The sequence below is a fragment of the Pseudomonas sp. P7779 genome, from assembly GCF_013386315.1.
Classification (GTDB): domain Bacteria; phylum Pseudomonadota; class Gammaproteobacteria; order Pseudomonadales; family Pseudomonadaceae; genus Aquipseudomonas.
Genome location: NZ_JACARZ010000089.1, coordinates 44,542 through 63,863, shown reverse-complemented (window position 1 = coordinate 63,863; position 19,322 = coordinate 44,542). Strand labels below are relative to the sequence as shown.

Annotated in this window: 26 protein-coding genes; all 26 read right to left on the bottom strand. The window is 61.6% G+C overall.

Going from position 1 to position 19,322, the window contains the following annotated elements:
• Positions 1-33: 33 nt before the first annotated feature.
• Positions 34-534: a CinA family protein gene (locus HX869_RS24455; RefSeq protein ID WP_177022729.1), complete on the bottom strand. Its 501-nt coding sequence runs from the start codon at positions 532-534 to the stop codon at positions 34-36.
• 71 nt (positions 535-605) lie between these two features.
• On the bottom strand, positions 606-1,097 hold the full coding sequence (locus HX869_RS24450; protein WP_178903783.1) for a lysis system i-spanin subunit Rz: 492 nt from the start codon (positions 1,095-1,097) through the stop codon (positions 606-608).
• The gene (locus tag HX869_RS24445) at positions 1,085-1,609 is read right to left on the bottom strand and encodes a glycoside hydrolase family 19 protein (protein WP_372241985.1); all 525 of its coding nucleotides are present in this window, start codon (positions 1,607-1,609) and stop codon (positions 1,085-1,087) included. Before HX869_RS24445 ends, HX869_RS24450 begins: the two co-directional genes overlap by 13 nt.
• A gap of 63 nt (positions 1,610-1,672) precedes the next feature.
• The gene (locus tag HX869_RS24440) at positions 1,673-2,275 is read right to left on the bottom strand and encodes a hypothetical protein (protein WP_178903781.1); all 603 of its coding nucleotides are present in this window, start codon (positions 2,273-2,275) and stop codon (positions 1,673-1,675) included.
• An 8-nt stretch (positions 2,276-2,283) separates the two neighbouring features.
• Positions 2,284-3,297 carry a tail fiber protein gene (locus tag HX869_RS24435; protein WP_178903780.1) on the bottom strand — a complete coding sequence of 338 codons (1,014 nt, stop codon included), beginning with the start codon at positions 3,295-3,297 and terminating at the stop codon, positions 2,284-2,286.
• 11 nt (positions 3,298-3,308) lie between these two features.
• Entirely contained in the window at positions 3,309-3,908 is a 600-nt protein-coding gene (locus HX869_RS24430) for a YmfQ family protein (RefSeq protein ID WP_177122739.1), read from the bottom strand.
• Positions 3,896-4,936 (bottom strand): baseplate J/gp47 family protein, encoded by a 1,041-nt coding sequence (locus HX869_RS24425; protein WP_178903779.1) that lies wholly within the window; start codon positions 4,934-4,936, stop codon positions 3,896-3,898. Before HX869_RS24425 ends, HX869_RS24430 begins: the two co-directional genes overlap by 13 nt.
• Complete coding sequence (locus tag HX869_RS24420) at positions 4,926-5,324, bottom strand: phage GP46 family protein (RefSeq protein WP_178903778.1); 399 nt, start codon at positions 5,322-5,324, stop codon at positions 4,926-4,928. Before HX869_RS24420 ends, HX869_RS24425 begins: the two co-directional genes overlap by 11 nt.
• A complete protein-coding gene (locus HX869_RS24415; protein WP_017480159.1) occupies positions 5,324-5,833 on the bottom strand; it encodes a phage baseplate assembly protein V in 510 nt (169 codons plus the stop codon). The genes HX869_RS24420 and HX869_RS24415 overlap by 1 nt, the downstream gene beginning before the upstream one ends.
• 16 nt (positions 5,834-5,849) lie before the next feature.
• Positions 5,850-6,887: a phage baseplate assembly protein gene (locus tag HX869_RS24410; protein WP_178903777.1), complete on the bottom strand. Its 1,038-nt coding sequence runs from the start codon at positions 6,885-6,887 to the stop codon at positions 5,850-5,852.
• A 3-nt stretch (positions 6,888-6,890) separates the two neighbouring features.
• The gene (locus HX869_RS24405; RefSeq protein ID WP_178903776.1) at positions 6,891-8,129 is read right to left on the bottom strand and encodes a DNA circularization protein; all 1,239 of its coding nucleotides are present in this window, start codon (positions 8,127-8,129) and stop codon (positions 6,891-6,893) included.
• Entirely contained in the window at positions 8,116-9,732 is a 1,617-nt protein-coding gene (locus HX869_RS24400) for a hypothetical protein (protein ID WP_178903775.1), read from the bottom strand. Before HX869_RS24400 ends, HX869_RS24405 begins: the two co-directional genes overlap by 14 nt.
• Entirely contained in the window at positions 9,732-9,857 is a 126-nt protein-coding gene (locus HX869_RS31625) for a hypothetical protein (RefSeq protein WP_010170085.1), read from the bottom strand. Before HX869_RS31625 ends, HX869_RS24400 begins: the two co-directional genes overlap by 1 nt.
• A gap of 5 nt (positions 9,858-9,862) precedes the next feature.
• Positions 9,863-10,159 (bottom strand): phage tail assembly protein, encoded by a 297-nt coding sequence (locus tag HX869_RS24395; protein WP_102369827.1) that lies wholly within the window; start codon positions 10,157-10,159, stop codon positions 9,863-9,865.
• Positions 10,156-10,503, bottom strand: a complete 348-nt coding sequence (locus HX869_RS24390) for a phage tail tube protein (protein WP_010170089.1) — start codon at positions 10,501-10,503, stop codon at positions 10,156-10,158. The genes HX869_RS24395 and HX869_RS24390 overlap by 4 nt, the downstream gene beginning before the upstream one ends.
• A 64-nt stretch (positions 10,504-10,567) precedes the next feature.
• Positions 10,568-12,064 (bottom strand): phage tail sheath subtilisin-like domain-containing protein, encoded by a 1,497-nt coding sequence (locus tag HX869_RS24385; RefSeq protein WP_178903774.1) that lies wholly within the window; start codon positions 12,062-12,064, stop codon positions 10,568-10,570.
• Positions 12,064-12,246: a DUF2635 domain-containing protein gene (locus HX869_RS24380; protein ID WP_087695298.1), complete on the bottom strand. Its 183-nt coding sequence runs from the start codon at positions 12,244-12,246 to the stop codon at positions 12,064-12,066. Before HX869_RS24380 ends, HX869_RS24385 begins: the two co-directional genes overlap by 1 nt.
• Positions 12,243-12,833 carry a hypothetical protein gene (locus HX869_RS24375; RefSeq protein ID WP_178903773.1) on the bottom strand — a complete coding sequence of 197 codons (591 nt, stop codon included), beginning with the start codon at positions 12,831-12,833 and terminating at the stop codon, positions 12,243-12,245. The genes HX869_RS24380 and HX869_RS24375 overlap by 4 nt, the downstream gene beginning before the upstream one ends.
• Before the next feature lie 64 nt (positions 12,834-12,897).
• Complete coding sequence (locus tag HX869_RS24370; protein WP_178903772.1) at positions 12,898-13,905, bottom strand: phage late control D family protein; 1,008 nt, start codon at positions 13,903-13,905, stop codon at positions 12,898-12,900.
• A 9-nt stretch (positions 13,906-13,914) separates the two neighbouring features.
• Positions 13,915-14,127 (bottom strand): tail protein X, encoded by a 213-nt coding sequence (locus HX869_RS24365; protein ID WP_003208655.1) that lies wholly within the window; start codon positions 14,125-14,127, stop codon positions 13,915-13,917.
• Positions 14,120-14,503: a phage tail protein gene (locus HX869_RS24360; protein ID WP_003208656.1), complete on the bottom strand. Its 384-nt coding sequence runs from the start codon at positions 14,501-14,503 to the stop codon at positions 14,120-14,122. The genes HX869_RS24365 and HX869_RS24360 overlap by 8 nt, the downstream gene beginning before the upstream one ends.
• Positions 14,503-16,701, bottom strand: a complete 2,199-nt coding sequence (locus tag HX869_RS24355; protein ID WP_178903771.1) for a phage tail tape measure protein — start codon at positions 16,699-16,701, stop codon at positions 14,503-14,505. The genes HX869_RS24360 and HX869_RS24355 overlap by 1 nt, the downstream gene beginning before the upstream one ends.
• 127 nt (positions 16,702-16,828) lie before the next feature.
• Positions 16,829-17,410 (bottom strand): phage tail assembly protein, encoded by a 582-nt coding sequence (locus tag HX869_RS24350; protein WP_177022715.1) that lies wholly within the window; start codon positions 17,408-17,410, stop codon positions 16,829-16,831.
• Between the two features lie 51 nt (positions 17,411-17,461).
• Positions 17,462-17,968, bottom strand: a complete 507-nt coding sequence (locus HX869_RS24345; RefSeq protein WP_102604880.1) for a phage major tail tube protein — start codon at positions 17,966-17,968, stop codon at positions 17,462-17,464.
• Positions 17,968-19,134, bottom strand: coding sequence for a phage tail protein (locus HX869_RS24340; protein WP_178903770.1), 1,167 nt, complete (start codon positions 19,132-19,134; stop codon positions 17,968-17,970). Before HX869_RS24340 ends, HX869_RS24345 begins: the two co-directional genes overlap by 1 nt.
• Positions 19,135-19,136: 2 nt before the next feature.
• The gene (locus HX869_RS24335; protein WP_003208665.1) at positions 19,137-19,310 is read right to left on the bottom strand and encodes a hypothetical protein; all 174 of its coding nucleotides are present in this window, start codon (positions 19,308-19,310) and stop codon (positions 19,137-19,139) included.
• Positions 19,311-19,322 lie beyond the last annotated feature (12 nt).

Genomic DNA, 19,322 nt, shown 5'->3' with positions numbered 1-19,322 from the left:
AGACAGTATTGTTCCACAAAGATCCGTGATCGCCTACCCCTGATTTTCTATTTCTGCTGCAGCTCGTCGCAACAAGCCCTCTAGCGCGGCCTTTACCGTTTGTCGGCGGACCTCGTCGCGGTTGCCGGGGAAGTGTTCGAGCTCGGCGGTAACCTCATCGCCCACGCCCCAGGCCAGCCATACGGTGCCCACCGGCTTGTCCGGCGAACCGCCATCGGGCCCGGCCACGCCGCTGACGGCCACGGCAAAACGCGCCAGGCTCTTCTCCTGGGCACCCCGCACCATCGCCTCCACCACTTCGCGGCTGACGGCACCGACCTTGGGGAACAGAGCTTCCGACACATTCAGTTGCCGCGTCTTCTGGCGATTGGAATACGTGACATAGCCCGCCTCGAACCAGGCCGAACTCCCGGGAATCCGCGTGATTGCCTCGGCGATACCGCCGCCGGTGCACGACTCGGCCGTCGTGACGTGGGCATTGAGAACCTGCAAGCGTCGGCCAAGTTCAGCGGCGAGTTGAGTAATTTCCTTCACGGTCATCTCCTGGAGTGGACGGGCGTTTGCCTACCCTACAGGAGCCCATGGGCCATGCAAGTTACAAGAGACTAACGCGCGACGGCCCGGACATACGCCTGGCAGGCGCGCAAGGCGATCATTGCGTTATCGCCGTCGTCGGTGATGCCGATAATTCGTTGAGCATGCGCCGGGTCAAGTCGGGCTCGCGGGGCGCCATGAACCAGGCTGCCGGAGGGGGCGGTGGCTGGCATTGCACAGCCGCTGGCTGAATCGCTGGCGTCGAGAAGGACTGACAACCGCACATCAGCAGTGGCCAGGCGATCCCGCAGGTGAGCCTGAGCGCGTTGTGCATCGGAAAGCTCCCGGGTGTGTTGTTGGTCGCTGACGCTGAGTTGTTGCTCCAGTGCCAGCCGTTTGTCCTGTTCGGCCTGTTGTTGCTGGCTGAGTGCTGCGGCATGCAGAGCCTGCAGGTGCTCGAGTTGTGCGCCATATCGCCAAGTCTGTACCTGCCAGGCAACACCCGCCGAAACTGCGAACAACAGGCAAAACCCAAGCAGGCGATACGACGTCAGGAAGCCCATGACACCGCCTTCGCCCGCGCCCACAGTTGCATACGGTTCTCCAGACCGTTGAGGCCACCATTGATGCGCCGGGTGATCGTGGTGAACTGGTCCTTGTCAGCCAGTTCGTTCAAGCCATTGCTCTGCCAGAACCACGCGGCAGATTCGCACGCCCATTGCGGCGTCTCCAGCAACTCCGGTTGGTGCAACAAACGCTCATCGCCGAACAATGCCTGACTGCACGCCAGGTAGTTGCGCCGGCCGGTGATCTGGATCAGGCCGCGGCCGCGATACTTCTGGCCATCGCCGTCGGCTTCTGGGGAGTTGCCCAGGCGGGCGGCCAAGGTACCGGTGTCGTATTTGCTCAGGTATTGATCGCTGCCCAGTTCACGTACGTAGCGCAGTTCGCCGGATTCGTGGCCGATTTGGGCGAGGAAGGCGGCGATGCGTTTGGGTGTGGTGATTTGGCGGTTGGACATGGCTGTGTTCAGCGCAGATACGAAAACGCCCGCTTGGGAGCGGGCGTTAGGCATGATTCGCACAAGATCATTTTGGGTTATCGGCATGAAAAAACCTCCGAACTCATGAGCACAGCACTATTGAACAAGGCCAACTATCCAGTCCGGCCTAACCGGCCGAAACTCGGAGACTGGAAACTTCGAACCCTGCGGCCAATTACGCAGGGCCTGAAGATATTCCAACAGTTGGGAAAACTGTTGTTCTGTCAGCGTTGCAGCGTCCAGGTTCAGGTCTGTCTCATCACGATGGCGCTCCCGCAACCACTTGACATTATCGATCTCTGAATCTCTCCAGCGACGCTCGATATCAGCTAATGCAAAAGTATGCTGTGCTTCATCAAGCACCCATTTGTCGTTTTTCCAGACATAACCAGGGCCAGGCCATGGCTTGGAAGTTACGCCCTCCGGCAGTTCACCAAGCTGCTGCCATTGAACCTTCTCACCTGTATCAGTGTGATAAACATCACCACGCAAGTCCGCCACAACGCTCCAGGCACTGTCGCTACCAGCAATATGAACAACGGTAAACCCTTCCCCCACTACAGGCGGAGCCTCTATAAACGCCATCGCCGGAACAATCCAGCAATCAGAAGTAAGAGGATCCGGGTCAGCGTACACGCTGCCGACATATTCACCTGTAACCGGATGGGCTTGATAAACAACAAGGGATAGCTCATTCATAACTAATCTCAATATTTTATGCACATAAGGCGGGCAGTATTACGAGGCCGGGTTTCAAGTCCAACTCGTGGCTCCCCGTTAACTCCATCACTCACCGGAGCGGTTATCTGCGTCAGTGTCGAGCCACTGGGAAAATTGGCGATATTATTCCCTACAACACCCGAACCAGTGGTCCCTTGCCCCCAAGTTAGGTTATGGCGATGCCCCTGAATTTGATCACCTTGATAACTGCCGATTTTGCGGCCTGGATCAACGCCCCGGCCATCATCCAGGCCGCGGATAAACTCGCCTCGACTATCGGGCAAGTTGAATGTAGTGCTGCCATCTCCTGCACCGTAAGTTGTTCCAATAACGGCAAAAAGCTTGGCATATACGGTGCGTGAGATTTCCGCCCCGTTTTCTTTCAAAAAGCCGGTCGGTGCTACGGCACCGCAATACTGAATCGTCGTACCGACCGGAACCACCATCGATGCAGGATCAAGGTTTCCAGAATGCCAAAGCCTTCGCGTCGGACTCCAAACCTTCGCCTGAGAACACCCGCGAACGTAGATATCCGGTTCTGTATTGCCCTGCTGAAAACCGATCTGCCCGGCGTAGGTTCCATCTCCATACGGGATGTTCACCAGCCCAACGTAATTGACAAAACTGGTATTGCCGGAGCCGTAATAGTAAAAACCACCGGGTAGCCCAACAGCGTCAATCGCGACGGTGGGCGCAACGTTGCTCCCCAATCCATATTGGCCAATGCCAAGCGCATCTGTCACGCCGTAACCTGCCAACGTCGTCGGCTTATTCCTCAACTTCAACCAATCACTCAACACACTCAACGCTTGCGCCAGCTGATCGGTCTTCGTCTCATCCGGCGCAATCCCCGCCGCCGCCAGCACATTCAAAATCTCCTGCGTAACCCCATTCCCCCAAGCCGCCGGAATCAAACTCCCCGGCGTCCCGGTCACCGGGTTTTCATCCACAAACTTGCCATTCACCAGCCCAACGCTGGGCACACTCTTTGGATAATCCACGCTTCTATCCTCTAGTCATAATTGATGTGCACCTGCGTATGAGCAGGTGCGCTGCGATGAATCAGGCACTCCAGGGCATTGCCCGGGTTGACGCCAAACCGCTCTCCCCAATAACTCGCCCCAAACCGCCGCCCCAAGTGCTGGCGGCCGCCGGTGTTGAGCGTCCACATGAAGTGCGCCTGCCAGGTGCCAAAATGCGCCGCGCCAAACCGTGAGCGGCCCATGCGCGGGGCGCGATGTTCAGTGACACTGGCGTCGGGATAACCCTGGCTGCGGGCGATTTCGATGTAGTACGCGGCGCGCTGGCTGCCCACCGCCAACAGACGTCGACGCACCGCCAGGCGACGGTCGTCGTACAGCGGGCTCAAGCCCAGGCAAGGGTCGGGCAGTTGCATCACCCTTTCCCACTCCGGCACCAGTTCGCTGACGGTCACGGGGTCCATTTCGTTTTGCAGGTCGCAGGCACGGGCGTCGATGCGCGTAAGTTCTTCGGCGATGCCTTTGAGCACCGTCTGCAACTGCGGCATGGTCTCCAGGTACCAGGCCGGACCGCTGGGCAACAGGGCGATCAGTTGCTCCTCGTACTGGCCAGCCGTCCTTATCCCAGCCATGTGATACCTCCAAACACCAGTAACTGGTTTGTCGCCGCCGTAACGTCCGCCAGCGGGCTTGTCAGTGTGTGATCGGTCTCACCGGTGGCGGTGCTGATGGCTTCGGCGATGTGGGTCAGCAACAAGCTGTCGCCCAGCCCCGCTTCGCGATTGTGCAAATCTCGCAGTTGGGCCTCGACGGCCGCACGCACGGCGCTGGTGTCGGGGGTCAAGCGCAGTTGATAAGCCACTGGTTTCATCACCGGCGCCAACACATACACATCAGCGGTCACTGGCCGCAGCGGTTCGATATGGGCTTGAACTTGCGCCAACTGCGCTGCATTGGGGATCGGCTGCGGGTCGTCGTCACGCATCACGAACACCCCCACCGTCCCCGGCCCCAGGTAATTGCCGCGACACCATGCGCGGGTAATGCCGGGCACTTCGAGGGACCAGGTCTCGTAATCCTGTGCCGAACCGCCCTGGGGAATAACGCGATAGGAACGAATCACCCGCGCCCGCAGCGACTCCAGGGTTTCTCGTGCCACACCGCCGGTCAACCCCGGCGCCAGCACGGTAAACGTCGAACCAATACCTTGCAGCGGCTGGACCGCGATCAGGCTCAGCCCGGCATCAGCGTTGCCCAGCGTGCCGGCATCAATCGCCTGCACCGTGGCGGTGTTGAGGCCTGCATGGGTGGTACCGGCAGCGGTGACTTTGAAGCTGCGACCATCACTGGCTTGCAGCACCGTGTCCACATCCAGCACCGCGCCCGCCGCTGCGGTAAAACTCACGGTGCCACTGGCGGCTACCGCCGCCTTGCGTGCCTGGTTCAAACGCAGCGCAGCGATGCGTTCCAGGGTGGATTCATCGGCGGTATCCGGCAGGATCTGCTCAGCGATCCAATCGAGATAACCGTACAGGCCGAACGCAGCGCCACTCAGTGTGCGCGCCAGGACCTGGGCATCGGACTGGCGCAGCGAATCGCTGGCCAGGTCGCTTTGGGTGCGTTTGATCAGCACCGGCAGCGAAGGGGTTTCAAACGGCATAGATCACCTGCCAACTGTTATCAGGGTTGATGTCCAGGCGCTCGCCATCGGCCATGGTCAGCTGCGTGCGCAGGTTGAGCCGCTGGGCGTCGAGGCGCTCACTGAGGACTTCGATGGCGCTGCAATGCCCGTCGTCGATCAGCCATTGCAAGGCTTCGCGGGCATAGAATTCGGCGTCCAGTTGCGTCTGGCGGGTCAGCTTGACCCGGCGCAGCAACCACAACCTTGAGCCGATACGGTCGTCGGCCACGCTGGGAAAACTGTCGCCCCACCAGCCGAAGCGCTCGTCATCGTCAACCGCATCGTCGGGTGCGGCACGGCGCCAGGTGAACAGGCTGATCAGCACCGAGCGGGTCAGGGCCTTTTTCAGGTTGTCGGAGACAAACATCACTGGCCTCCCGCCGGCGCACCGGTCTGACCGCTGCCGGGCTGGACGCCCACATGCACGTGCCGGATCTGGCTGATGCCGCCGGCAATCTGGTCGCCCTGGGAGATGATCTTGCCGCTCTGGGTCAGGGTCGGCGTATCAATGTTCACCGCCTGGCTGGCGCGGATATTCAAGGTGCCGGTTTCAATGTCGATTACCCGCCCGCGCTTGAAATGAACTTTGTCGCCTTCGTCGGTATAGATCGCCACTTCACCCGGCGCCAGGGACTGCAAGCGATAGCGACGGTCTGCCACCACCAGCACGATGGCATGGGAGCGGTCACCGCCCAGGAAGGTGGCGATGCCTTCAGCACCCGCCAGAGGGTTGCTGGTAAAACCGTAGGGTTCGAAGTGCTCCATGTCGTCGTTCACTTCGCCTGCCGTCAGGCGCATTTGCAGCGATTGCAGCTTGGTGGCCGAGTGGGCGAGCACGACAGTGCCGCGCGCCAGCAGGCGAGTCAGTAAGCTCATGGAAATTCCTTGGTGGTTAAGCGGATGGCAACGGATTGGCATCAAAGGTGGACGGCGGCGCCACCTGTAGCGTGGTGATCGAACCTTGGTCGGAGAGCGACCAGGTGACCTTGGAGATCAGCATGTCCTGGTCAAAGCCCAGCACCGGATCGATCACCCGCACCAACAGGTTGTGGCGCCACAAATCGCCGTTGGACTGCCGCCAGCCTTGCACGGTGTAGGTGGTGGTCAGGGCTTTTCCGGTACGGGTGGCGCGTTCCCAGTCGGCGCGTTGCTGGGCCAGCTCGGGGGTCAACTGCGTCGGTTCGCTGATCACCGTGACGCGTTTTCGCGTGGCTTTTTCATCCCGGGAAATCCCTGAAACCTCACTGACCGCCGCTGCACTTTTCTGATCATCGCCCTTGTGCTGGCCGATGACGCGGTACTCGGAAAATACCGAGCTGAAGTCCATCGGTGCGTTAGCCGAAAGGATGTTCTGGCCCAGTTCCAGGCTGTCATTCGCACGCCCTGCACTACCGGGCGATGCCAATACCAGGCGCCCATCCGCATCGTCGGTGGAGAACACCCGATACAACGTCAGCAAGCGGTCGATGGATTGAAATACCGTCTCCCCGGGCACGATGCTGTGGGTATGCAGGCGCGCGGTTTCGGCAATCTCGCTGTGCACCTCCACGCCATAGGCGGCCGTCAGCGCCCGGACGATGCTCAGCACACTTTGCCCGCGCCACTGGCCGGGCTGGTTTATCGCTGCGCAGTCCACCAGGTCCTGGGTCACTGAGCCGCCCTGAATACTCAGGCTGATCTGTCGGCCGTCGTAACTGATGGGCGCCTTGAAGACAAAGCCGGTGAGCACCAGGTCGCAACCGATGCGTACCTGGCAACGGGCGCCGGGCTTGATCGGCGCCGCCAGGGTTTGCCCGGGCCATTGCCAGGTGATGTTGAGGGTGAAGGTGCGAAATTGACGCTCCAGGTCGGCGCTGATTTCCACGCTTTTCCAGCCGCCATAATCCAGGCCGTCCACGGTCAGGGTGACGGCATTGTCCAACTCGTTCATGGGTTACTCCCTGACCACTTGCAGGTCCGCCGGTGGCAGGAAGCCCGGGTGGGCCACCCGATTGCGCTGCACCACCTCGCCCACTCGCGTCGCGTCACCGAAGCGCTGATAGGCCAACAGCAAGGCGGGCATGCTGCGCATCGGCGTCAGATTGACCAGCCGGACACCGGACGAAGCCACCGCCGTCAGATGCGCGAACATCTGTTGGCGCAGGTCGTTCAGCGCAACATAGTGCCCGGCGTCGGCCTTCAATGCGGCGTGCCACATGGCTTCGTTCAGAAGGTCACGCAGCACCAGCACATCGTCGGCCACCGGCACTTCGCGGCGCTGCACCGGCTGTGCCGCCTGTTGCGCCACGGATGGCGTGGTACTGAGGGTCACCGCTTTGGTCGCCACCGGTACGTCCGCCAGCCAATGGGCGATCTTCACCCACAACGCATCCTGTACCAGGTTGGCAGTGGCTTGCACCGCCGCCACGCTGTCCTTGCCGGTGGTCAGCTTCGGCACGTCGATAGTGCGAGCCGCTTCCACCTGCTGCGAGAGGTTGGCCAACATGCCACGATAGCCGCTGCGGGCAAATGCCTTCAACTCCTTCACATCACCGAGCAAGCCCTTGAACTCGGCGCTCAATTCCTTGGGCACTTCCTTGATGGCTTTGACCAAGGCATTCAGGTCGCCATACAACTGAATCAGTGGGGCAAACTGCTGCTCAATTACCTGGTAAACCTCTGCCAGGCCATTGCGCAACGCCTGGATGCCCACCCGCGCCTGCTTCACCAGTGCGACGGCCTGCTCAAAGCGCAGCACCGCCGAACCCAGCAAACTGTCGGCCGACACCAGCAACAGCTGGCGGGTATTGACCGCCGTAGTGGGAAACTTCAAAGGTTCGTCGGGATAGAACTTCAGGGCAAAGGTCACCAGCCCGCCGTCCTGGCGGGTTTGGGTCATCTCGCATTCGCCGACCTTGACCTGCAACCGTCCAAGCCACGGGTGCACCAGCTCGCCGGCGCCCTCCTCCAGGGCCTTGAGCAACTTGTCGCGTTGCTCCAGGCAATCCTCGCCCACTACAAATGCCGTCAGCTCATGCACCCTGGACTGTTGGCCCAGCCCTTCAAAAAAAGGCAGGTCGCGCTGAGGGTATTCGTGCAACTGGCCCTTCTTGCCGACCGGGACTTTCGCCTGGTCAACCCAAAACCCGACGCCACGAAACGACGCCGGCAACAAACGATCACGCCAGCTCATTGGAGCCTCCAAGGGACAGGGAACGGTAGCCGACACGTGGGGTGACGCTCAGGCCGGGCTGGTTGGTTCTGGGTTGGTCGACCCGCAGGCCCGCCGGTGCATTGTCGAAGCTCACCCGCAAATCGCCGTTGAGCTGCGTGCGGTTGTTGGCAGCGGTTTGTTGCAGCAGCGAACTGGAGCTGGACGCCAGCGGTGACACCAAGCCAGGCCCCTTGCGGAACCAGGACGGATCGCGCGCGCTTTCGGCATTACGTTCCTGTTGCTCGGTGGTCAACTCCAGCACACTGCCGGTCGCCTGGTTGATCACTTCACCCAGCCCACCGTTGAACAGCTTGCGAATCGGTGCGGTGATCACCGCAAGCTTCTCCGACAGCGCGGTGAACCAACTCAGCACCGGTGCCCACATGGCTTCAAGTTGCTCCATCGGATGCCAGTCGTCGAACAGGCCACTCAACACTACAAAGGCGTCCTGGGCCTGCAACTTGATATCGCCCCAGATCGAGGCGAATGCACCGCTGACGCTACCCCAGACGGCAGAAACCTTGTCCAGGGGCGACCAATCGAAGTAACTGCTGACGATGGTAAAAGCCGCCAGCGCGGTGAGTTTGAAGTCACTCCAGATCGCCGCAAACATCTCACTGATCACACCCCAGTTGGCAATGATTTGCCCTTGGGGTGACCAACTGAACAGGCTTTTCATGAACTCGACCACCGGCACACTCAGTGCCTTGAGCAAGTCCCAGAGGGCCGCAAAAAAGCCGCTCAACGGCGTCCAGTTGTTGACGATCAAACCCATTGGCGACCAGGAAAACAGTGTGGTGAAAAAGCCGACCAAGGGCTGCGCCATTACCTTCAGCGACGTCCACAACCCTGCAAAAAAGCCTGTGATCGGCCCCCACAAGCGCATCACCTGTTCCAGCGGACGAAACGCAAAGACCGTCTGGAAAAAATCGCCCAAGGTTCCAATCGCCGCCATCACCCGTTCGCCGAGCCCGACAAAAAATGCCGAAATCGGCTTCCAGTTGGCAACGATCAAGCCTGCCGCCACGGCAATGCCTACAGCCACCAAAACTATCGGATTGGCGCTGAGCACCAGCTGCATCAAGCCCAGTGCCTGAGACACGCCGGTGACGGCCGCCTGCATCGCGGTAAACGCTACTGCGCCGGCAGCCAGGCCCTGCACCAGTTGCGGATTTTCGGTGAGCACCTGGGCCACCGTCGTCAGCAACGGCTCCAACCCGACCACCACCGCCGTGACGGCCGGCAACAGCGCAGTACCAAACGCCACCGACACCTTGTCCAGCGACGCGTTGAAATCCTTCAGCCCTTGCGCCGCCGTTTCGGTAACGCCCTGCCCCACGGCGGCATTGACCTCGCCGACCTCAGCCTTGAACGCCAGCGCCGAATTGATACCGCTGATAAACGGTGCCGCCAGCCCACCGCCCTTTACCAGGCCCGCGACGTCGAGTTTGCCGAGACCGGTCTGTTCCAGGTTTTGCCTGAAGCGCCCGACCATGGCCTGCAGCGCAGCAAGCTTGGGCGACAGCTGTTCGATGCCGGTCAGGCGCACGGCGGTACTTTCTACTTTCTGAGCTTCTGCCATCACTGCACCTGCTGCATCGCATTGATCCGTTGCGCATGCTCCAGGGATTCCCGGAGCGTATCCAAAGGCCTGGCCAGCATCTGTTCGGGATCAACCTTCCAGAACCAGGCCAGGTCATAGGCCACCGCAATCAGCTCGGCGACGGAGCCTGCGCCGCACTCATGAAAAAACCAGCGACGGCCCAGCTCAGCGCGTTGAAGTCCATCAGGTCGAGCTGGTTGACCGACGACGGCGGGATACCCGCGCACACGGCGATGTACTTGGCGGCGACGTCAAGGTCCAGACTCACGTCTTCGCCCTTGTCGATCTTGTACGGCAGCGCCTTGATTGCCCGCACCTCCTGCACCGTCGGGCGGCGCAGGGTGAGTTCGGTCAATGACTCGCCGTGGGCCTCGATGGCCGCTTGCAGCTTCACCGTATCGGTCATTGCCAGGTCCCCTTGATGCCTTCGAATTTCAGCTCGATCACGGCATCGTCGCCCTTGGCCACCGGCTCTTCCACCAGGTAGGCACCGGCCAGCACGTAGACCTTGCCGTTGTTGAATTCGCAGGTGACGGTCATGTCGGTGCCGGCGATCAGTTGCTTCAATGGAAAGTCCGGCGTGTGCAGCGCGGTAACTTTGAAAGACGGGGTGATGTCGGTTTCCTTATAGAAACCCGGCACCACGGTTTCCCGCTTGACGGCCATCAACGGTGCTTCGCAGCCGCCGTTGATGGTCAGTTGAGCGCCGTCCACTTTGACGTAGCAGGTGCCCGCAATCAGTTGACCCATGATGTTTCTCCCAAAAATAAGCCCGCACTCGGCGGGCTGGAATCAGTTGCGAAAAGCGCGGGGCCTACACCGCCGCGTCGTACTGCAAACGGAACTGGTTGAGCAGCGCGAACACCCGCAGCCCGTTGACGTAATCCGGCGGGAACAGCACGTTGACCCGGCTCGGGTCCTGGCTGTCGCGCTCGACGATCAGGTGCTCGGCGAACAGCTCGGCGTTCTCCACATGACCTTCCAGTTCCAGCTTGGCGTACTGGGCAATCAGCTCACCGCGGATAGTGCTCGGGGTGACGATCGGCTGGCCGGCGCCAAAGCGCGTGCCGTCAGCAGCGAGTTTGTGGCGCCCGTACTTGCTGGTGATCACGCTCTGCAGGCGGCGCACGATAAAGGCCGACTGGTGCAGGGTTTCGCTGTCCAGATAGGAATTGTCCGCCTGGCCGAACGCGTTCTTCTGGTAAGTGGTGATCGCCCGCTGAATGCGCACGTAACCGCCTTCGTAGTAAGCGGTGGCGATGCCGTAGTTGAGCAGCGATTGGCGCTCGGTCAGAGTGAAGCGCTCGCTCGCGTCGGCCGGATCGAGGCCCGGCAAGCTGCCGCTTTGGGTCGGACGACTGGCATCGGCAGAGATGAACACCGCCGTGCGTGCAGCCAATGCTGCGGCCTGGACCCAGAACGGTTGCGGCACGCCCGGCTCCATGGCCTGGATGGTCACGTGCTGGTCATTTCGCCCTTGCCCGGCCGCCACCAGGGTGCCGATAGTGCCGCGCTTGGCGGTGTAGACGTGGCCGAACAGTTGCTTGGCCCACGACCAACGACCGCTGTTGTCATCCATCACCGCTTGCCAGGCGTTGAGGCTGGTGGTGTCGGCCCAGGGCATGCAGATGAACTCGAACGGCTCGTCGCCCAGCGCAGCCAATGCCGCGAGCTGGTCCGGCACACCGGCGCCCGCCGCCATTTTGCCGAGCACGGCGGTCAGGCCGTCGGGGGTTTGTTCGCCGTTGCTCTGGCCCAGGCGGTTGAGCTGCAGGCTGATGTCGTTGCCACTCTCACCGGTCCACTTGGCGGTCAGGGTGACGGTGCCATCGGCGGCTACCGCACTGACCGGCAGGTCGGCACTGGCGTTGATTTTCAGCGCCAGGGCGGTGGCAGCCACGGCAGCCGTCGCACCATTGATCACGGTCGCTTGAACCCGGGTGCCGCCGACGTACAGGCTGAGAATGCCACCTTGAGTCGCGGCGCCGGTCAGCTTGAGCTCGGCTTTGGCCGCGCTGCCTTCGGTGCCGTGCAGCGGCAGGCACCAGATTTCGCCCACCGGGTCACTCTTGCGGAACGTCTCGTACATCGACGCCAGCATCGAACCCTGGCCACCGATACGCTTGGCCATGGCCGCGCTCGATACCAGCACCAGGCTGCCGATTTCCGGGCTGGTGACGTTGTCGTTGACCTGGGCCACGATCAATCGGCGCAGGGCCGACGACGCACTATTGGCTGCCGAATTATCCATCTCGGCGTAGAACAGCGGCACACGAATGTCCGCCGGAATATGACTGAATCCGATCGCCATTACTTGGCTCCCTGTGTTTTTGCCGCCTTGACGGCTTTGGTTGTGATGTCGCCATCGGCCAGACGTCGACGCCACCAGGCGTTGTCCGGGACTTCGCGACCTTCGGCCGGCAACAGATCGCCCGCCTCCGGGTCAGGTACGGCACGGCCGGAAACCGGCAGTACGGTGATGCGTTTGCTCATGGTTTTACCTCGGCAGAAAACGTCATTTCCAGGCGCCCGTCGGGGCCTGGGCGTTGCAGATTGGTGTCAGCCGGGTCGATGGCATCGACCCGCACCGTCACCCCGTTGAAGGACGGCAAAGCGTCCAGTTCAAGCTCGAGCCAGGTTTCCGCCGGCTGCGTGCTGAGGTTGCGTCCCAACTGGCTCTCGAGAAAAAACCGCAGCCGGTACAACCCGCGAACCTTGCTGAGCAACAGCCATTCGCCAGCGTCGTACTGGATGGGCTCGTAGAACCCCTCGGGCCTGTAGCCCACCAGCGCCCGCCAGACCTCGGCGCGCAAGGCATGCAGCTGGTCCATCGCCTGGGCTTGCTGGCCCTCCGGCAAATCCAGCACCAGTACCACGCCAAAATGTTCGCGCAGGGGTTGGCGACTGCTGTTTTGCGCAGCGTTAGGGCTGGCCTTGTCACTGATCGGCGTCACGACCGCCTGGGGTGAGTCGAGCACTGGCAGGTTTTGCAGCGCGTCGAGGTCGAGGCCGGCGCGGATGTGTTGGTTGAACGATGGGCAGTGATCCCGAAGATGACTGACCAGAGGGGTTATCTTCATGGCATCTCACCAGGCAATAAAAAACCCGCCGAAGCGGGTGGGTAGAAGGAACCGATCGAGCACGTCATTGCGGTGACGACAATCCGTTCGCCTTGATCGTGCATCGGTAGCTTTCCTTGCGTTTGCCGACGGCCGTCAGCGTGTCGATGGACCAGCGCCCCTGCATGAAGCCGGGCCAGGTTTCATCCAGCACCAGCAGCCCTTCGGCCTGGAACGCCGGGTTGCCGGGGCATATGACATTGATCTGCAGGCCTTCACGGCTAACCCGGCGCATCTCGCCTTCGGCCGCCGTCCTGGCTTCGTCTTCGCTCTGGTAGCGCTGGGCAAGGACTTTGAACGGCGCACCGCCCACCTCCACCTCACGTTTCTTGCAGGTAGCGGCATCCCACCAGGACGCCTTGGCCCCTTCGAACTTGGCCCGGCTGGTCTCGGTAAAACTGGCGCTGATAAACGCGCGGTCGCCCGGACGGTTATCACGGGTGACCGACAGCCGCACTTCTTGCAGCGGCTTGCCCGACAGCGAGGTGATCTGGCCTTTACGGCCCAGCACATACAGCTCGTCGACAGGCTTGGCCACCGCATCAAAACGCTTGGCAAGCCGGGTCAGAAAGCTCATGTCGCTTTCGTTGGTCTGGTCGATGTGAGCGATCGTTTCAGCGTCCAGATCCGGCGCGACCCTGGGTGAGAATCCATAACGTATGGTCAGTTGGCGGAACAGTGCGCCCAGGGTGGTTGGCCCATGGCTGGCTGTGCGGCGCTGTTTGAATTCGTCCTGGTCGAACGGCGCCGCCGTGGCCACCAGCACCAGGCGCAGGGGTAACAGGTACGGGGTGCGCTGGGTAATCTTGAAGAGCCCCTTGTCCTCCAGGCCGGTCTCCAGGTAACCGACCCGCAGGCCGATCCTCCCACCCAGGCTGGGCAATCCCTCAAGCCCTTCGATGTCGAGGGTCAGCTTGAGCTGGTCGGAGACGAAGCCTGCGGCATCGGTGTGTTCCCACTCCAGTAATCGCTCGTTGAGCAGCGCGGCATTGGTCCCGTAAATTTCCACCGCCGGTGTGAATCCAAGTGCCATGGTTCCTCCTTAATCCCAAACCGAAACCGGTTTTTTTGCGGCGGGCCGCGCGTCCAGCTCCGGTACGATTACACCGATGCCGGCCGGCAATACCGCCCCGTGTTCCGCGAGGTCCGGGTTGAGATGCCACAGTGCTTCCTCGGCAGCGTCGTCGCTGCGACCCAGTTCGCGGTAGAGCAGCAGGTTGACGGAGTCACCGGCAATACTTCGGACTCTACGCATTGACGAATTCCTCCAGTATCAACGTCCAATTGATCAGCATGGCGGTGCCGTCGTCGATCACGTTGGCTTGTTTCTCGTCCACCGATTTGATCGTCCACAGCCCCCAGTTACGGCCAATCCCGTCCACCAACGGCAGCGGTGTACGCAAGGCCTGCAAGTCGCGCAGTTCGTCGAGCCTGGCCATGCCAATGCCACGCGCCGCCTTGCCGGCAAAGGTCAATGTTTCGAGGGCCTGGCCGGTCTGGCTGGACTTGGGTTTGCCGGCAATGATGTCCAGCGCGACCCAGCCACCGCTACTATTACGGTCGAGGGTCGCGTAGGCAAACCCGCGCGACAGCCCGAAAATAAAGCTGCCCAACACCATTTGTTGTCGCATTAAACCGCTCCATCGGTGAGTGCCGCGTCGCGTCGCGTCGCCAGCAGGTTGTCCATCGACAGCGGCGTAAACTGCGCCTCGATCTGTTGCACGACGAGCGCCGCCAGCGCCTGGTAACTGGTCTGCTCGGGTGCGGTAATGTTGATCTGCGGGGCGAAGTTGATTTGCCGGTTGTCTGTTTGAGCGTTGGGAAGGCTTTGGCTGACCTGTTCAGGTGGCGGGAGACGGTCGTCGCTGCTCATGACTTTCTCGCCCAGGCTCGCCCCGACGTCGCTGCCGACGAACGTGCCGACGACGCCGCCCACCACCTTACCGATTGCACCGCCGGCAAAGCCGCCGATCACACCGCCCAACACTGTGCCGGCGCCCGGAATAATCGAACCCAGCGCCGCCCCGGCGAGCGTGCCAACGGCTCGCCCAATGGCCAGCCCTGCAACCTCGCCGGCCACACCACCCGCGACGCCACCGCCTATCGACCCCACACTGGCGCCAACGGACTCTTTCAGGGTGCCATTGCTCGCGCCCTTGATGAGATTGACACCCGCGTCTGCCACCACCAACGCCAACGAACCGCGCTTCGCGATTCGGCTGGCTCTGTTGGTTTTCGTGGGCGCATCAGGGCCTGATTTTTTGCCTGGCGTGCGCTCGCCCTGGCGTGTGTCGTTGCCTTGTGACTTCCCTTTGCTGCCGGACGGGTCGGACTTGTTGCCACCGGCATCGCGGGGCGCGTCACCCTCGCCCAGGACTTTCCCGGCGACCTTGTCGAAGACTTTGTCCACGACAGTGCCGCCGAGCTTCTTCGCCAGCGGCACCATCACCACCGCGGCCAATGTGAGGGCGGCCGTGGCTTTGGGCAGCGATTCAGCCAGCCAGCCCAAGCCATTGACCACTGAGGTCAGCACCGTCAGTGCGCCGTTTTTCAGGGGGGCAATCGCCGTATCGGAAGCTGTCTCCAGGCGGGTGGTGCTGGCCTGGAAGGCTTGTTCATGAGCTTGCGTGGAGTCTGCCCGCCCGGTCGCCGAACGCATGACCGAGCCCTGGTCTCCCAGGACCGAAGTCGCGTAAGTCGACTTGTCGGCCACCGCCGTAAAGGCCTGCTTCAGCGTGTCGATTACCGGCACCAGGCTCAGAATCGAGCGGTTACCGTCGAACAACTGCGTGGCCAGTGCCGCCTGCCTTTCCTGGGGCTGCACCTTGAGCGCCTCGAGGACCGTCAGCACTGTTTGCGGTGCGTCCTGCTTCATGCCTGCCGCAAGCACCTTCGGGTCAAGCTTGAGCTCTGCCCAGGCAGCACGCTGCCCCTCGGACGCACCGTCACCCTTGGCCAGCGCGGCGCCGACTTTTTCCACCGCAAGCCCGGCAGACGCCCGGTTGTTACCAACCGTCAGCAACGCCGCCGAAAACGCCGCTACCTGCTCGGGGCTCATGCCCGACGTTCTCGCCGCAGTGCTCTGGCGCACAATCGAACCAATATCCACCGCATCGGCCTTGAGCGAAGCGTGGGAACCCAGCACGTTGGTGGCGTCAGCCAGATCCAGCGCCTGCGGGCGATCCAGCTTCATCGACCCACGCCAGCCGCCCATCATCTCGCCGGCCGTCTTGATATCGGTCTGAAAGGCCGCGGCGATGAGCGCGCTATCGCGGGCGAACTGCAGCAAATCAGCCTGGCGAGTTTCAAGGTCCTTGCCTACGCCGGACCGGGCCCCCACCTGCTCCACCCTTGCCAGGTCGACAGCATCTGCGCCACTTGCGGCAACCATCGGGTCTGACGCCAAGGCCAGGTTGGCTTCGCGCAGTTGTGTGCGCTCATGCCCGGCAAACCCCACCACTTCATGCAGGTCGGTCATCGCCGTTTCCAGCGCCTGCGAGGGTTTGACGGTATCGGATGAGGCGCCGCCCTTGCTATTGCCCTTGCCGGTTTTCAGGGCACCCATCACATCGAGCAATGAGCCGTTGAACCTCTCCAGCGTGTCGATGAGCCGGGTCTGCCCCGTGACCAGTTGCGTCAGTTGCGCACCGACATTCGCCAGTTCCTGGCCCGGCACGGCCTTGGGTACGGTATCAAGCAAGGACGGGCCGGCAAGCATCGGCGCAATCGGCTGGATGCTGGCGCCTGCCCCGGCCGTTTCAAGCGAGCCGTAAATCGCCTCGCCGTCCCTGGCGATGAGCGACCTCAATCCAAATTTACTGTCTGCCATCCGCTCTACTCCTGTTTGACGCCAAGGCGAGTGATCGCGATGTCGTAGCGGCGCAATGCTTTTCCGGCGTCCCAGTCCAGGATTTCCGCTTCATTTACCGAGTAAATGAGCGGCACGATGTCGAGAATTACTTCGATGTCGCGCTCCGAAAGAAGTCCGCCGGTTTGTTTAAAAAATCGTCGATGCGCCCCTGCAGTTCGGTCCAGTCGGGCACGCTGAGGTCGGCGAGATCCGGGATCATCAGGCCGGTGCAGTGGGCAGTGATGAACTCGGCGCGCTCTTTGTTGGTGGCGAGTTTTTTCATCGCCTTGGTGGCACGCAGGGCGGGCATTTCCAGGATCAGGCTGGTGAGACGGCGGCCGGCGGTGTCAAGCGGCAACAGCAGCGAGACGTGCTCACTGGTCGCCGATTCGCGAGGCTGCTCGTCGGCGTCGAGGAAGTACGAGGCAGGCCGGGTCGACATGTCGTGCACGTACTGGGCGATGCTCACATAGTCCGGACGCTTGAGTTGGTCGAGTTCTTTTTCCGACAGGCCGGTGGCGAGTTTGGCCAGTTCGAAGAACTGATCGTCCTCGTCATCACCGGCCCGGGCCAGCGCGTCTTTTTGCGCGGCGTAGAACAACGGCTTGAGTTGAATCTGCTCGATCAGCGCGCCGGTATCAGCGGTGATCGGCGACAGCAGGATGTGCAGCGGAGGCATCCAGGCCATGAGTCAATTCCTTGGTGAAGTATGGGAGCGGGAAAACCCGCTCCCGGGGCCTTAAGGCATCAGTACCGCGCGGCGGGCATCGCCGAGGATGTCGACGCCGTTAAGCACAAACTTCTGGGTACGCACGTCGATGTCGATCACCGGGATGCCGTTTTCCAGGCGGTTGTAGGTGCGGCAGGAGAACTCCAGGGTGAGGGCGGGTTTATCGCCCATCTTCAGGGTTGTCTCGGTCAGGGTTTTCAGCTTGCCGCCGATGGTGTGGTAGGTGAAGTAAGTCTTGCCGTCCTGGTCCTGGCCGGCTTCACGCACGTTCAACAAAATGTCATCGCCCAGGCGCACCCCCAGGGCAAGCATGATTTCCGGACCCGCACCTTGCAGCTCCAATGTGGCGTTGAGCACTTTGGCGCTCTTGGCCATTTCTTCGGCGATGAAACGTCCGCCGGTCATCTGTTCCATGTCGAAGTCGATCTTCGGCGGTGCGAACGAGGTGACCGTCGCCGACAACGGCAGGCCTTGAAGGGTGGCCGCCATGGCCTGTCTGATTCGGTTGGTAAACATTAGAGAACGTCCTCCAGGAACTGCTCGATGATTTCATCGCGGGCGTTGAGTTGATAAATCATGTGTTCGTTCGGCGCGTAGCGGCCGTAGTCGATGACGATGAACCAGGTTCCGTTCTTGTACTTCTCGACACTGTTCAGTTCAGGGTGCAGGTACACGCTGCCGCCTGGAATGGTCTCGTCGGCCACCAGGGTTTGCAGCCAGTCGTTGATGCGCTTGACCTCCTGGTCCATGAACGACTTGGTGAGGTTCTTGGCCATGGCTTTCTGGCCGGCCTTGACCAGCTTGCGGGTGATCGCATCTTCCAGGCCCACGTAGCTGATGAACTTGCCGGTGATGGAGCGGTTACCCAGCAGCGAGAAGCCGCCGAGGATAGTGCGGGCGTAGTAGCTCACGCCGTAGCGGTTGAGCAGGTCGCCTTCGGTGGAGGTGTCGAGGATGTTGTACTCAACCACGCGGGACACGTCTTCGGCGAAGGTCACCTGATTGCCCGGGCTTTCCCATTGCTTGACCTTGGCCAGCGCGGCGATGGCCAGGGACGACGGCGCCAGGAACACGTTTTTCTTCGCGGCCTTGGAGTACACCGACGGCATGTTGTGCACCAGCAGGCAACGGTCGAAACCGAGATCGGCACCGCCCAGTTCGCCGCTGTAGGTCACCTGATCGGCGACGGTTGCGTCCTTGCCGTCCAGCACCACACGGGCCTTGATGCGCTTGCCGAAGGAGGCGAATTCGCCGGCCACGGCCTTGGTGCCGGTGAAGCCCGGGGCGCCGATGATGGTCAGGTCTTCGGGGACGCTGGCCAGGGCGGCGAGGCCCAGTTTGCGGCCGGTGACCGGCTCTTCACCGCCGATTACGTTATTGATGGTGTCGGCCGGGGTGGTGCCCTCGTCGACGATCACAACGTAGACCGGCACCTTGACCACTTTGAGGATCTGGTAAACGGCGTGGAACAGCGTGCCGGTTTCAGCGCCGGTAGGGTCCAGCAGCGCCTGGGTGGTGAAGCTGTTGATGCGGAACGGGGCGTTTTTCGGAATCGACGCATGGGCGTTGGGGGCAGTGCCCACCAGGCCGATGACGTTATCGCCCAGGCCACCCATGGCCTCGGGGGATTCAGTGGCATTCACGGTGATGCCGTTATGTTCGAAGTTCAAAACCTCAGCCATGATCAGTCAGCCTTCTTCGGGGTGGAGTTGAGGACGCTGGTCAGTTCCAGGCGGCCAGCGGTGCGCAGGGCGGATGCTTCGACGTCCAGCAGTTCCAGTTCCTCGCCGGCGGTAGACCAGTGGCCGTTGCCGGTGGGGAATGGAATGAGGACGGTGTAGGTTTGGCGGTTAAACATGAGTGGGATTCT

Excerpts from the sequence above, each read along its gene's own strand:
- HX869_RS24450 (WP_178903783.1), bottom strand. The coding sequence starts at position 1,097 with ATGGGCTTCCTGACGTCGTATCGCCTGCTTGGGTTTTGCCTGTTGTTC.
- HX869_RS24445 (WP_372241985.1), bottom strand. The coding sequence starts at position 1,609 with ATGCCTAACGCCCGCTCCCAAGCGGGCGTTTTCGTATCTGCGCTGAAC.
- HX869_RS24440 (WP_178903781.1), bottom strand. The coding sequence starts at position 2,275 with ATGAATGAGCTATCCCTTGTTGTTTATCAAGCCCATCCGGTTACAGGT.
- HX869_RS24430 (WP_177122739.1), bottom strand. The coding sequence starts at position 3,908 with ATGGCTGGGATAAGGACGGCTGGCCAGTACGAGGAGCAACTGATCGCC.
- HX869_RS24425 (WP_178903779.1), bottom strand. The coding sequence starts at position 4,936 with ATGCCGTTTGAAACCCCTTCGCTGCCGGTGCTGATCAAACGCACCCAA.
- HX869_RS24420 (WP_178903778.1), bottom strand. The coding sequence starts at position 5,324 with ATGTTTGTCTCCGACAACCTGAAAAAGGCCCTGACCCGCTCGGTGCTG.
- HX869_RS24415 (WP_017480159.1), bottom strand. The coding sequence starts at position 5,833 with ATGAGCTTACTGACTCGCCTGCTGGCGCGCGGCACTGTCGTGCTCGCC.
- HX869_RS24410 (WP_178903777.1), bottom strand. The coding sequence starts at position 6,887 with ATGAACGAGTTGGACAATGCCGTCACCCTGACCGTGGACGGCCTGGAT.
- HX869_RS24405 (WP_178903776.1), bottom strand. The coding sequence starts at position 8,129 with ATGAGCTGGCGTGATCGTTTGTTGCCGGCGTCGTTTCGTGGCGTCGGG.
- HX869_RS24400 (WP_178903775.1), bottom strand. The coding sequence starts at position 9,732 with ATGGCAGAAGCTCAGAAAGTAGAAAGTACCGCCGTGCGCCTGACCGGC.
- HX869_RS24395 (WP_102369827.1), bottom strand. The coding sequence starts at position 10,159 with ATGACCGATACGGTGAAGCTGCAAGCGGCCATCGAGGCCCACGGCGAG.
- HX869_RS24390 (WP_010170089.1), bottom strand. The coding sequence starts at position 10,503 with ATGGGTCAACTGATTGCGGGCACCTGCTACGTCAAAGTGGACGGCGCT.
- HX869_RS24385 (WP_178903774.1), bottom strand. The coding sequence starts at position 12,064 with ATGGCGATCGGATTCAGTCATATTCCGGCGGACATTCGTGTGCCGCTG.
- HX869_RS24380 (WP_087695298.1), bottom strand. The coding sequence starts at position 12,246 with ATGAGCAAACGCATCACCGTACTGCCGGTTTCCGGCCGTGCCGTACCT.
- HX869_RS24375 (WP_178903773.1), bottom strand. The coding sequence starts at position 12,833 with ATGAAGATAACCCCTCTGGTCAGTCATCTTCGGGATCACTGCCCATCG.
- HX869_RS24370 (WP_178903772.1), bottom strand. The coding sequence starts at position 13,905 with ATGGCACTTGGATTCACACCGGCGGTGGAAATTTACGGGACCAATGCC.
- HX869_RS24365 (WP_003208655.1), bottom strand. The coding sequence starts at position 14,127 with ATGCGTAGAGTCCGAAGTATTGCCGGTGACTCCGTCAACCTGCTGCTC.
- HX869_RS24360 (WP_003208656.1), bottom strand. The coding sequence starts at position 14,503 with ATGCGACAACAAATGGTGTTGGGCAGCTTTATTTTCGGGCTGTCGCGC.
- HX869_RS24355 (WP_178903771.1), bottom strand. The coding sequence starts at position 16,701 with ATGGCAGACAGTAAATTTGGATTGAGGTCGCTCATCGCCAGGGACGGC.
- HX869_RS24350 (WP_177022715.1), bottom strand. The coding sequence starts at position 17,410 with ATGGCCTGGATGCCTCCGCTGCACATCCTGCTGTCGCCGATCACCGCT.
- HX869_RS24345 (WP_102604880.1), bottom strand. The coding sequence starts at position 17,968 with ATGTTTACCAACCGAATCAGACAGGCCATGGCGGCCACCCTTCAAGGC.
- HX869_RS24340 (WP_178903770.1), bottom strand. The coding sequence starts at position 19,134 with ATGGCTGAGGTTTTGAACTTCGAACATAACGGCATCACCGTGAATGCC.
- HX869_RS24335 (WP_003208665.1), bottom strand. The coding sequence starts at position 19,310 with ATGTTTAACCGCCAAACCTACACCGTCCTCATTCCATTCCCCACCGGC.